Below are 13,453 nucleotides of genomic sequence, written 5' to 3'. Positions count from 1 at the left end.
CTGGTTGTTGTCGATGTATAAAATACCTAAACACACACGCTTACGACAACCAATTGCTATCTTTCCTTTGTTATTTTCTTTTTGGCTTAAGCTAGCAACAGTTCCCTGTAATCTAATTTCACATCAATAAACTAGATTATCACGTTTGGTTGGTCGTTTAACCAAAGGAAAATCATGACATTGTCTTTTTCAGATTTAAAACTAGACAAACAACTCACCAATGCACTCACTGCTGCCGGCTACGAAAATCCAACACCAGTACAACTTGAATCTATTCCGGCAGTTCTGGATAACCAGGATTTAATGGTTTCCGCTCAAACTGGTTCTGGAAAAACAGCCGCATTTTTATTACCAACACTGCAAAAACTGCTCAAACGCAGTGAAAAATCAGGCAAAGGCCCGCGTGCTCTGGTATTAACACCTACACGCGAACTTGCTCAACAGGTAGAAAAAAACGCTCAGATTTATGGTAAAAACATGCCTTGGCTGCGCACAGTAACGTTGGTAGGCGGCACAGCTTTCGGTCAGCAAATCCGTGCATTATCCCGTCCGATTGATCTTATCGTAGCTACTCCGGGACGTCTGATGGATCACATGCGTCAGGGACGCATTGATTTTGGCCGGCTTGAAGTGCTTATTCTGGATGAAGCAGACAGAATGCTGGATATGGGTTTTATTGATGATATTGAGACCATAGTTGCCGCAACTCCTACTGAACGTCAGACCCTGTTATTTTCAGCTACCTGGGATGGTATGGTAGGTAAACTTGCCGAAAAATTAACACATCAACCGCAAAAAATCGATATTGCCCGGGAAGAAAAACAAGGCAAAATTGATGAAAAACTGTATTACTGTGATGACATCCGGCATAAAAACCGTCTGCTTGATCATCTGTTGCGTGATACCAGTATCGATCAGGCAGTAATATTTACTGCCACCAAAGCTATGTCTGAACAGCTGGCTGATGAACTTTATGAAAAAGGCTTTTCGGCTAACTGTCTGCATGGCGATATGCCACAAGGCTGGCGTAACCGTACATTAATGGATTTACGCAAAGGCCGGATTAAAATACTGGTGGCTACTGATGTTGCCGCCCGTGGTATTGATGTACCAACCATTACACATGTCATTAATTATGATTTACCTAAGCAGGCTGAAGACTATGTACATCGTATCGGTCGTACAGGCCGTGCTGGCCGAACCGGTCTGGCCATTACTTTTGCTGAAGTAAACGAGTATATTAAAGTACATAAAATTGAACGCTACCTAAACCGCAAACTACCTGAGCAAACTATTGCCGGTATGGAACCGACACGTAAACGTGCTGGTAAAATAGCGAATAAAGGTCGCCGCTCCTATGGTAATCACAACAAAAATGGCAACTGGAATGCAAACCGCCGTCAGTCTGGCGAACAGCAACCAAACCGTTCCCGCCAGAACAATCCGGCTGCCCGTCAGAGAAACAGTCAGCCAAACAGACGTAGTAATAGCCAACCCAAGCAATAAGCTCCTCACTTTATCGTAATAAAAGGTCAGGCTACTGATTCAGACCTGACCTTTTAACAATTCTGCGGTTTTTCTATTTATCATTTCCTCTCAATTTAAAGACAGACATACATCACTGTCTTGCAATATTCTGTTATATCTTATATATTGTTTAATGAACTAATAAATTATTACGTTAAAAACAATATCCGAACTGATAACTGATCTGCATTATTAATTTATCAGTAAACTTATACTTCCAAGTTATAAATGACAACAGTTGGTGCCCCACACCAGCAAGCGAGAAAGGATTTAACTATGCAACATCGTCGTAGATTACAAATTTTTCAGGCAGCTAAACGCGCTGCTTTTTATCAACATACTCAGGCTGTAAATGGCAAAGAGCAAACTCCTGAGAATGAAAAAGCCATTCATAATTTCGAACCTGTTCATCAATAAAATTTTTGCTAATAAAGAGCCCTATCTGCAGAGATAGGGCTCTTTTTAAATATGCTCTCTTTAATAAAAACTATAAATAATATTTTCGGAAAAGTTATTACCAGTAACAAATACCTATAAACTCATTACATCTTATTTATAATAAAATTTCAAATACAAAAAGATTGCAGTAATGTGGATTTTTTTCAGCTGAATTTGTTTTAATTCAATTATTGAGTACAGATTCAATTATTATAAATCGGTATGAAAATATTTTTTAATCAGTTATTCCTTAGTATATTTGACCACACTAAATTAAATAAAATTTTTTATAAATCAAACGATTGACAATACAATAAATATCATCATATCCCAGTCCTAAAATTGAATATCTTTGCGCTAAAATAAAAATATTAAATTTCTCTGCATCTGCATTCATTTTGTAAATGACTTTAATTTGACCAGATAGACATTTTTATCTTTTATATACCGTCCCACTATTTCAACCTTTTCAGGATTAAGCTCCAGGAGCAATATTAATTATCATCAGCTATACCAGTCACTATAATATAGATTCAACCACCCTCACTACAATATTGTTTTTCTTTTAGACAATTAATTTTATAATAATTTCTTAATATTAATAATTTTTTCAATTTAATATATACCCTTACCAACTGTTCAATCATTCATAGATTTAACAGAATTGTCTTTTTTAAAATATCAAAATGAAAATAAGCAGAATATTAGAAATAATAATTTACCTGTTTATCAGCATAAAGTTTATCTTTCGTCTAAAATATTGGAAATGAGAAAATATTTGAAAAAATAATTTTCGTATATCGTTTATTCCAAACGACCACATAATCCCAATGATATTCTATTGATAGATAAAGAAAGATACGTTTTTTACGCTTTTAACTGATTTAATATTTACACAATTATCTGGTTTCTGAAAACCATAAATAAAATATAAAACAAATACACTACTCTATATGAATAATAAACTTCGCCGGATTTTTCATACATCAGTTCGAATTGAATCATAATAATTAATAACAAGACTAATTAAATACCCAATCTGAATGATTAAAACTCATCCAGATATCTAATTAATCATTAATAATAGATTTCACCAATATTATTTATAGCTAAATCCAGATTTTTAACTGAAAATTTCCATATGCCAATATAATATAAAAATTTACTTAATTTAATTTGATATTTCACATTTAATCCTTACTAGTCTCACTGCCTGATTTGTGCGAAAATTCAATTTATTTATTGGGCGAACTACCATGTTAGACAGAGAAGGTTATCGCCCCAATGTCGGGATAATCATTACTAACGACCATAACGAGGTTTTTTGGGGCAAGCGTGTACATGAACACTCTTGGCAGTTTCCGCAAGGCGGTATTAAGCCGGGTGAAAGCCCGGAAGCCGCCATGTATCGTGAGCTCATGGAAGAAGTCGGCCTGCTGCCGCATCATGTCAAAATAATCGGACGCACCCGGGACTGGTTACGTTATGATGTACCTACACATTGGATCAAACGCGAATGGCGGGGTTCTTATAAAGGCCAAAAACAGATCTGGTATTTGCTGCGCCTAACCGGACGGGAAAGTGATGTTCATCTGCGAGCAACCCATCATCCTGAATTTGATGCATGGCGCTGGCACCAATACTGGGCTCCGGTTGATGAAGTTATTGAATTCAAAAGAAATGTCTATCTGAATGCATTACATGAGCTTTCACGCTTTTTACACGAACTGCCCAGCTGGACTGAATTTGTTCAAACTCGACAAAATCATGATGATAAATACTCACTGGCAGAATGATTGCCTGTGAATAGTTCTGTATTGAAGATTCCGCCAAAATTCTGAATCTGAAACAAATTACCGAAAAAATAAATTTTTTACGGTAATTTGTTTTATATTGCGATTAATACTTATCTAAAAATAAATTATGAGCAAATCCACAACTTATGATGAATCCAGTGTCACCGTTCTGAAGGGTCTGGCACCGGTTAAAGAACGCCCTGGTATGTATACCAGAACGGATAGCCCTACTCATATCATTCAGGAAGTAATTGATAATGCCGCAGACGAAGCTCTGGGCGGCTATGCACAAAATATCGATGTTACTCTGAATCCCGATGGATCCGTTACCGTCAGAGACAATGGTCGCGGTATTCCCACCGGATTACACCCAACCGAAAAAGTACCCGTAATTGAACTGGTTTTCACCCAATTACATGCTGGTGGTAAATTCAATAAAAAAAGCGGCGACGGTGCTTATGCTTTTTCAGGTGGCTTACATGGTGTAGGCGTTTCCGTGACCAATGCACTGTCTTCCCGGCTTGAAGTTACTGTTAAAAGAGCCGGAAATATTTACCATATTGCCTTTGCTGGTGGTGACGTCATTAAACCTTTGTCTGTAACCGGTAAATGCGCCGTTAAAGACAGTGGTACCGAAGTTCGTATCTGGCCTGACGGAAATTACTTCGATAATCCGCAATACAATCTGCCGGAACTGGAACGCAATTTACGTGCTAAAGCTGTTTTATTACCCGGCGTGAATGTTACCCTTACCCGCTACCAGAATGCTACGGATGAAGCTCAGACACAAAACTGGCATTATCCGAATGGCCTGAAAAGCTATTTACTTGACTTACTTTCAGACAGCCAGACTGCCACACCCATTTTCTCCAGTGAAAATTATTTAAACTCAAATCATGGAACTGACTTTAATCAGGGTGAAGGTGCAGCTTTCGCTCTGACATGGCTGGAAGACGGACATACACCAAGTGAAAGCTACGTTAATCTGATCCCTACCGCGTTAGGCGGCACTCATGAAGCCGGGCTGAAACAGGCAGTTTTTCACGCTGTAAACAACTTTATCAATCATCATAATTTACTTCCACGCGGCGTAAAACTACAGTCAGATGATGTTTTTTCACGCGTTGCCTTTGTTCTCTCTGCACGGTTGCTCGATCCTCAGTTTCAAGGGCAGACAAAAGACAAATTAACCAGTCGTGATGCACTCAAACTGGTAGCTGCAGTATGTAGTGATCCATTAGAACTCTGGTTAAACCAGAATATCGATACAGGTAAAAAAATAGCTGAACTGGCTATTAGTCAGGCTCAGGCGCGAATGCGTTCAACTAAAAAAATTGAAAAGAAAAAAGGTTCTGGCGTAGCTGTTTTACCAGGCAAACTTACTGACTGCGAAAGTGAAGACATCCGAGAAAATGAATTGTTTCTGGTAGAAGGTGATTCAGCCGGCGGCTCAGCTAAACTGGCCCGGGATAAAAATACTCAGGCAATTCTTCCATTGCGCGGTAAAGTTTTAAACAGTTTTGAAATTCATCGCGACCAATTGTTTGGTAATGCAGAAATACATGATATTTCTGTTGCCATCGGAGTAGACCCCCACGGTAGAAACGATAATCCTGATTTATCTGGCTTACGCTATGGAAAAATAGCCATCTTATCAGATGCTGATGTTGATGGTGCTCATATACAGGTTCTATTACTCACCTTGTTTTATACCCATTTCCCGCGACTGATAGAGACCGGACACATTTATGTAGCCCAACCACCACTTTTTCGTATAGATGTAAATGCACAGGGTAAAAGCAAACCTGCACGCAAGATTTATGCTCAGGATGAGGCAGAACTGGAAAGCATTAAAGACAGACTGCAACTAGAAAAAAGTACTTATCACATAAATCGCTTTAAAGGTTTAGGCGAAATGAATCCTGATCAGCTCAAGGATACTACCATGAATCCGGATACACGCCGTCTGTTGCAAGTACATATTCCCGATGAAGAAAACAGTGAAACCCGAAATATTTTTATCAAATTAATGGGAAAAGGTGAAGCAGCTTCCAGAAGAGTATGGATGGAAGCTGAAGGAGATAAAGTAGAAGCCGATATTTGAAATTAACCTAACAAACAGGTTGTTTAGCATATTGAGAACAACCTGTTTAAATTAATTTATATATTAAACAACAAAATAAACATAATTAACATTATCAAACTATAAGGGCACTAATTTCACTTAATTGTCTTTTTAATAAATAACATTAATTTAAATTTGTAAAATATATAAGCAAACTTACAACACACTATTAATTTATATATTAATATGCACTAAAAAAATAAGATTTTAATATTTAAAACAATTCATTTACCATTAGTTAAGCATAGAATTAAACATATATTCGCAGCCTCAATAGCATATAAAATATAAAAAATGAGATAACATTTGATAAATATCAAACTTTAGCTAAGTTGACAGGATTATATTACGCAATCTACTATCTAAAATGCTATAATTTCATTTACATTTCAATAGAATTCAATAAACTGTAACAATAGCTTTCATTGGTTCTGAATAATTATAGATAAACTAAAAAATAAAGAAATGTAAATAAAATAGAAAGCTTAAATAAAGATAATTAATAAAATTTAATAACATTTTTTTGCAAAAACATTCACCCATCTTTATAATTGACAAAGTTACAGTCAATTTAAGAGGAATTTCCATGAAATATGATTTTATCGACGGCGTATTGAAAACCCTGAACAGTACACCCGACATTACATCTTCAGCAGTTATCTCAACTGATGGTTTGCCAATTGCTTCAGCTTTGCAGAGTGGCATGGATGAAGACCGTATTGGTGCAATGGCTGCAGCATTACTGTCTCTGGGTAATCGTTCTGCAAAAGAGGTATTAAAAGGTACTCTGGACAATACCATTATTCATACTGATAAAGGCTACATGCTGCTGTTTCAGGCCTCTGAAGCTATTCTGTTAACCATTACTACCACTCATGAAGCCAAATTAGGTCTGATTCTGTTTGAAGCTAAACGGGCATTGAAAGAATTAGCTGACCATTTTAGTTAATAATCAATTTGCTTGATCTGAAATATGCAATGCTATTTAAATACCCGCTCATGCAAATTTGAAATTAACACGTTTTATTGCAGTTTATAATACTGTAAAAATAAGCTTTAAAATCAGGCAGTACTCTTGTATTCGGATATTTTCTGAATTCTGACTAAATTGCTGTTAGTCAAACCTAAAGAAAACTAAAGCTAAAACTAAATTTATTGCATGAAAGGGCGTTTAAATGTTTTATAACTATATTGAAACGCATCGCATATATGTATTGGGTAATATTTAAAATCCCGATTGTATGCATTTCCAGAAATTTATATTAGCAGTAAATTTATTAAAGTAGAAAGAATAAACTACTGTAAGAAAAATAAAAAATCTGAAATGCATTTCTATTAAGCACACTCATTCTTTATCAGATTAAACCAAAATTGAAGGACAGATAAATATGGATATGAGTCGTTGGATTCAGCCAAAGCCTGAAGGTGAATTTTCAGAGTATAAAATTAAGCATTATCAGCAAGACGGAGAATCAACAGTATATGTAACTCATCAGGAATTTCCTTATCCTGATGGTGCTTTAATTGTATCACGTACAGATCTTAACGGTATTATCACGCATGCCAATGACGTCTTTGTTGATATCAGTGGCTGGGCACGTGATGAAATTATTGGTGCTCCACACTGCCTTTTACGTCATCCTGACATGCCAAAAGCTCCATTTGCCGATATGTGGGAAACCTTGCAAAGAGGCGAACGCTGGTACGGTTATGTTAAAAACTTACGAAAAGATGGCGGCCATTACTGGGTATACGCCACTGTAATTCCGAACTTACGTCAAGGCAAAGTGATTGGCTATAGCTCAATTCGTCGCAAACCAAGCCGTGAACGTGTTAACGAAATGAGTGCCAAGTATATAGAAATGCTGAAAACTGAACAGGAAGGAAAATAATATGCTGAGTTTAATGGTTGTACCCGATTATTTGCCTGATCAGTTCAGCACATGGTATTTGCTAAATAATTACCTGCAAAAGAAAAGCAATCAGAATATTTCTCTGATTATGCCTCCTTCATTTGATGAAGTAAAAGCACAGCAAGATAAAGAAAAAGTCTCTATGCTTTTTGTTAATCCGTTTGCTGCCGGTAATTATGTACGTGAACAAGGTTATTTACCACTGGTTAAACCTAAAAATCAACCAGATGAGATTGTAATTGTTACTGCGGCTGATTCGGAAATTAATGCTATTGAAGAGCTCAAAGGTACTGTTGAACTGGCTCTTTCCAATAATGAAGATGCCAACTTTATTGGTTTGCGTTTGCTTGAACCAGCTAATCTGAGCGATGATGAGCTGGTTATCAATCGTAAAGATAACTTCCTTATGGTAGCTTCCAGTGTTATCCGCCAACAAGCAAAAATTGGCATTATTCAAGCTGAAGTATATGACAGCTTTAACTCTGTTACCAAAGATCAGTTAAAAGTATTACTGAAAAGCCGGATTAATGAAGTATCTCATGTCATGTTATATCATAAAGATATAGCTGATAAAGCAGAACCGTTGAGAGAGATATTATGCAAAATGGCAGACGATTCTGATGGCGCTACTATTGTTAAAGCATTAAGTTTTCCAGAAGGCTTTACCGAGTTATCTGAAGAAGATATGGAATTCATGATTGATGTTGTAGACACATTACGTATGTAAGTCTATTACTGCATTCTAGGCCGTGTTAGCTTTATTAAGCTAACACGGTTTATTTTATATCTAACCTTTTTGTTTTATATAAACAGAGTAGATATTATTTATGTGAAACATATATCAATTTTTTTGAGATTTATTCAATACTTTCTCATTTTATAATTATCCACCTTATTTGAAAAATTTTTTTATAAGCCGGATACTAAAAGCAAGCTTGTACTTACCAGCATCTGCAATAATAAATTTATCTAATATTCATAATGACATATGTACACAATGAATGTTATTTAAAACATCTAAATATTTTTTTACGCTAAATTTATAATGATTACTTTGTATGTTTGTTAGCTTTTTCCAATTTAGTGAAGCAATGTGTCTTCTGGTAAACAAGTTTAATAAATGTAAAAAACAGATATATTTTAAATTATCCATATACTGGCATTTTTCACCAAACTTTTATATAAGCTTAAATATGATTCAGAAAAAATAAAATAATATCTATCTATACAATTATCCTAACATTATAAACAAACTCAACAAACCTATATTTTATAAAAAAATTACTTATCAGAATTTGGTAATGCATGCCTGCTTCGCGTTATTAATCTACCATAATAAAACATATATCAATCTTAAAGCATAAACACTTCTTATATACATTTATTATCTTAAAATTATGAATATAAAAAATATACTTTCATAAATTTATGCTTTTATATTAACAAAATAATGCATTACATGATTCTGTTATAATAAATGAATCCATTATTGATAAACAACAATTATGGCTTCTATTAACGACAGTAAACCTTCACGCTTTTTGCCCATTTTGTTGGCTATAGCCATTTTTATGCAGCAGCTGGATGCTACTATCCTGAATACTGCTCTGCCCTCAATGGCTGCCGATCTTGGGCAGTCACCACTTAATATGCAATCAGCAATTATTGCTTATGCGCTAACGCTAGCAATAATGATGCCTCTGTCTGGTTTTCTGTCGGATAAATTAGGAACTCGTAAACTCTTTATGGGTTCTATGGTCATATTTATTATTGGATCTGTACTGTGTGCTGCAAGTAATAATCTGGCTTTGCTGGTACTGGCCAGAATCATTCAGGGTTTAGGTGGCGCAATGCTAACACCGGTAGCCCGTTTAACCATGATGCAGGCCTACGACCGCTCTAAACTCATAACTGTTATGAACTATGCCATCATGCCGGCACTGATCGGACCGGTACTGGGGCCAATTATTGGTGGCTATCTTGTGGTATATACCAGCTGGCACTGGATATTTTTGCTTAATGTACCGATAGGGTTATTAGGATTACTGGTTACCTGGTATATCATGCCCAATTTTAACCGTCCGGCAAATTACTTTGATGGATTAGGTTTCTTTCTGTTTTCGGCATCTGCTTTTTGCATGACGCTTACTTTTGAAACCATGTCACATGCTAATAATATTTTATTTGGTTGTATGATGGCTATTGCTGGTATTGGCGCTTTATTTGCCTATCTTGCTCATGCACGCCAGAACAACTGTGCTTTGTATCCTCCGCATTTAATTCTGGTGCGTACATTTCGTCTGGGACTGGCAGGTAATTTAGTAAGCCGCCTTGGCATGAGCGCCCTGCCTTTATTATTGCCTTTATTATTTCAGGTTGCTTTTAACTATGATGCGGTAAATTCAGGCTGGCTGCTGATGCCTCTTGCTTTGGCGGCTATATTTGCCAAACCCTTTCTGAAGCCTTTAATGAATCATTTTGGTTATCGTAATACACTTGCCTGGAACACACGTATTATCGGTATACTGATTATGTCACTCGCTTTAATCAGTGCTAGTACACCGCAATGGTTGATATTATTACATCTGTGTATTTTGGGCGCTTGTAACTCTTTGCAGTTTACTGGTATGAATACCATTACACTGGCTGATTTACGCCCTAATCAGGTTAGCAGCGGCACCAGTCTGATGGCTGTTAACCAGCAACTGGCATTAAGTTTCGGTATAGCAATTGGCGCATTACTTTTACAATCTTTCAGTCGTGCCAGCTTTATCAATCACAATATTACTACCGCGTTTCGCATTACTTTTATTATTCTCGGCGTGTTTACTCTGCTTTCAAGCTGGATATTTGCCCGTCTGCATTCAACTGACGGTGCTAATCTGCTTTCAAAGGAAAAAGCATAGATAACAATTTTCTGAATTCTGACAAAACAAACTCCTTACCTGCCGGATATTGTTATTAAATCAAAGAATAATACAAAATTAAAAGTAATTTTTAATACAATACTAATACCACCCAGAATTACAGATAATTAAACTTTTCCCTATAACTTATAGTATTCATTAATTAAAGTAGAACTTACTATTTAAAATCATTATTTTAAATTTATAAAAAAGCTGCCAATATTTTCGGCAGCCTTTTTTCAGATATTAATTAATGTGGAATGTCGTCACTTAAATAAACAGCCGGTTCACTTTTATCATGTGGCAACACTATATTTAGAATAATCGCTACAATTCCGCCCATACAAATCGGATTTTGAAACAATATTGGTAACTGAGCAAACACTTCCGGTTCAAAAGCCACACCCAGACCAAGCCCCAGTGATGTAGCACAGATAACTGCTTCACGGCGTCGGATACCAGCAGTAATAATAATTCTGATACCGGCGGTGACAATCAAAACGAACATAAACACCATTGCGCCACCTAAAAACGGACTGGGTATAGTGGTAAAAATAGCACCAACCCATGGAAATAAGCCAAGTATAATCAGAATAGCAGCAATATATTTACCGACATGCCGGGAAGCAACTCCCGTCATCTGAATTACGCCATTATTCTGAGCAAAAGTGGTTAACGGCAATGAACCCAGTGCTGTAGCAATTACGGATACCAGACCATCAGCCATTACTCCGCCGCGTAAACGGTTTGTGTACGACGGACCATCTACCGGCTGATTAGAAATCATGGCGGTAGCAGTTAAATCACCTACTGCTTCAAATACACTTAAAAGATAAATGGTACCGGCCACCATAAAAGCATGCCAGTCAAAAGCAAAGCCGTATTTAAATGGAATCGGTATTGTAATTAAGGGTAAATCGTGCAGATTGGAAAAATCTACAATTCCCATAAAAATAGCAATTACATAACCTGATATCAAACCTACCGCAATGCCGGCCATACGCCACCATGCATTTTTAAAACAGTTAAATAACAATACAGTAAACAGTACAAATGTGGACAGAGCCAGATTAGACCATGAACCAAAAGTATGATTTGCTTTTGCAGTAAGACCACCGCCAAAGTCAGTAATACCGACATGAATAAGACTCAGGCCTATCATCAATACCACAACTCCGCTTACAGTAGGTGTGATGATTTTTTTCAGAAAAGGTAACAGCCATGATGCCCCGATTACTAAAAAGGCGCCCACGAATGAGACGCCCAGTAAAGTTGAAATCATAGTATTTTCATTCATCCCGCTTTCTTTCATGCCCAGCCCCAGCGCAATCATGACAGTGACAAATGAAAAATTAACTGATTGAATTGATAACAGCCCCGAACCAATAACACCAAAGCGGTGTACCTGAATATAAGTACCTACACCTGAAGCTACCATAGACATTGAGACCAGATAAGCAGTCATGTCAGCCGGCAGTTTCAGCGCACCGCCCACCACAAGAGCCGGCGCCACCATAGGAACAAAAAGAGCGAGTAAATGGGTTAATGCACTGAGCAAACCATTTAAAACAGGAGGTTTTTCCTCCAGACCATAGACCAGATCAGAGTGTTCATTCTGCTTACGAACAGAGGAATTATCGGCCATGTCATCCTTCCTTATTTGCTTTATGCATGTGTGAAATGTATATAAAGCAGCGTATTTTAAGCGATACGGCACTGTTTAATCCAGAGCAAACTATTGAGGAATAGAATCTTTAACACAAGCAAACTACTTTTATCAAAAGTGGTTCGAATACCGGCAGTTTTCCATGTAAGCAAAAAATACGCTACAATCATCACATTTTTAGCTCACCTGTAAAGGGTAGAATTATGTTGACAGGCAGCCTGGTTGCCATCGTAACGCCTATGCATGAAGATGGCAGTATTGATTATGAACAATACAAACAGCTTATTGACTGGCATATCGAGTCCGGAACCGATGCCATTGTCGCCGTGGGAACAACCGGTGAATCAGCCACACTCAGCGTGGATGAGCATTTGAATGTCATCAAAACTGCTGTAGAACATGTAGCCGGACGTGTGAAAGTAATTGCCGGTACTGGTGCCAACAATACTCATGAAGCAATTTATCTGGCTCAGGAGGCTCAGCAGGCTGGTGCAGATATGACTTTGTCTGTAGTACCCTACTACAATAAACCGAATCAGGAAGGTATCTACCGCCACTTTAAAACTATTGCCGAAGCAACCAGTATCCCCATGATTTTGTATAATGTCCCGGGTCGCACTGTTGCCGATATGCAACCGGACACAGCCTTACGTCTGGCAGAAATTGACAATATTGTTGGTATTAAAGAAGCCACTGGCAACATTGGCCGTGCATGTTATCTGTTTAAGCACGTACCTGAAAATTTTGCAGTTTATTCCGGTGATGATCCTACTGCCCTGGCATTTTTACTGTGCGGTGGTCATGGTGTGATCAGCGTTACTGCTAACGTTGCTCCGAAATTGTTTGCAGATATGTGTCATGCAGCTTTGCGCGGAGATATTACCGGTGCACGCGCTTTAAATGATAAATTACAGCGTCTGCATGGTGATCTTTTCTGTGAACCAAGCCCTGCACCAACGAAATGGGCACTGTCTAAACTGGGTAAAATCAATCCGGTTTGCCGACTGCCTATTACTGAATTAACTCCTGCCGGACAGGCTGTCGTGCTGGCCGCCATGCAGGAAGCCGAATTAATTTAAACA

The 13,453-nt window shown here is 37.4% G+C and carries 10 protein-coding genes; 9 read left to right on the top strand and 1 reads right to left on the bottom strand.

Translation table 11 applies throughout. The features are described 5' to 3' along the window. Nucleotides 1-174: 174 nt before the first annotated feature. The 8 genes from GYX91_RS04090 to GYX91_RS04055 all read left to right on the top strand — a co-directional run bounded on the left by GYX91_RS04090 (nucleotide 175) and on the right by GYX91_RS04055 (nucleotide 10,705). Nucleotides 175-1,506, top strand: a complete 1,332-nt coding sequence (locus tag GYX91_RS04090) for a DEAD/DEAH box helicase (protein ID WP_084585850.1) — start codon at nucleotides 175-177, stop codon at nucleotides 1,504-1,506. Between the two features lie 297 nt (nucleotides 1,507-1,803). Beyond that, a complete protein-coding gene (locus GYX91_RS04085) occupies nucleotides 1,804-1,944 on the top strand; it encodes a hypothetical protein (protein WP_157785008.1) in 141 nt (46 codons plus the stop codon). A gap of 1,277 nt (nucleotides 1,945-3,221) precedes the next feature. Then, nucleotides 3,222-3,761 (top strand): RNA pyrophosphohydrolase, encoded by a 540-nt coding sequence (locus GYX91_RS04080; protein WP_025330459.1) that lies wholly within the window; start codon nucleotides 3,222-3,224, stop codon nucleotides 3,759-3,761. A gap of 127 nt (nucleotides 3,762-3,888) precedes the next feature. Next, the gene (locus tag GYX91_RS04075) at nucleotides 3,889-5,865 is read left to right on the top strand and encodes a DNA topoisomerase IV subunit B (protein WP_174830014.1); all 1,977 of its coding nucleotides are present in this window, start codon (nucleotides 3,889-3,891) and stop codon (nucleotides 5,863-5,865) included. A 607-nt stretch (nucleotides 5,866-6,472) separates the two neighbouring features. Then, nucleotides 6,473-6,835, top strand: a complete 363-nt coding sequence (locus GYX91_RS04070; protein WP_078475281.1) for a roadblock/LC7 domain-containing protein — start codon at nucleotides 6,473-6,475, stop codon at nucleotides 6,833-6,835. Between the two features lie 445 nt (nucleotides 6,836-7,280). After that, complete coding sequence (locus GYX91_RS04065) at nucleotides 7,281-7,778, top strand: PAS domain-containing protein (RefSeq protein WP_078475340.1); 498 nt, start codon at nucleotides 7,281-7,283, stop codon at nucleotides 7,776-7,778. Nucleotide 7,779: 1 nt separating this feature from the next. Then, a complete protein-coding gene (locus GYX91_RS04060; protein ID WP_078475282.1) occupies nucleotides 7,780-8,526 on the top strand; it encodes a phosphate/phosphite/phosphonate ABC transporter substrate-binding protein in 747 nt (248 codons plus the stop codon). A 778-nt stretch (nucleotides 8,527-9,304) separates the two neighbouring features. Beyond that, nucleotides 9,305-10,705, top strand: coding sequence for a DHA2 family efflux MFS transporter permease subunit (locus GYX91_RS04055; protein ID WP_084584914.1), 1,401 nt, complete (start codon nucleotides 9,305-9,307; stop codon nucleotides 10,703-10,705). Nucleotides 10,706-10,955: 250 nt separating this feature from the next. On the opposite strand, the gene GYX91_RS04050 is transcribed toward GYX91_RS04055, so the two are convergent. After that, nucleotides 10,956-12,350 (bottom strand): nucleobase:cation symporter-2 family protein, encoded by a 1,395-nt coding sequence (locus GYX91_RS04050; RefSeq protein ID WP_174830013.1) that lies wholly within the window; start codon nucleotides 12,348-12,350, stop codon nucleotides 10,956-10,958. Between the two features lie 224 nt (nucleotides 12,351-12,574). On the opposite strand from GYX91_RS04050, the gene dapA reads away from it, so the two are divergent. After that, nucleotides 12,575-13,450, top strand: coding sequence for a 4-hydroxy-tetrahydrodipicolinate synthase (gene dapA / locus GYX91_RS04045; RefSeq protein WP_025330452.1), 876 nt, complete (start codon nucleotides 12,575-12,577; stop codon nucleotides 13,448-13,450). The last annotated feature ends 3 nt before the right edge of the window (nucleotides 13,451-13,453 follow it).

Origin of the sequence: Snodgrassella sp. ESL0304 (genome assembly GCF_013344995.1) — a bacterium.
In the GTDB taxonomy this organism is placed as follows: Bacteria; Pseudomonadota; Gammaproteobacteria; order Burkholderiales; family Neisseriaceae; genus Snodgrassella; species Snodgrassella alvi.
This window is presented reverse-complemented; position numbering and strand designations above follow the sequence as displayed.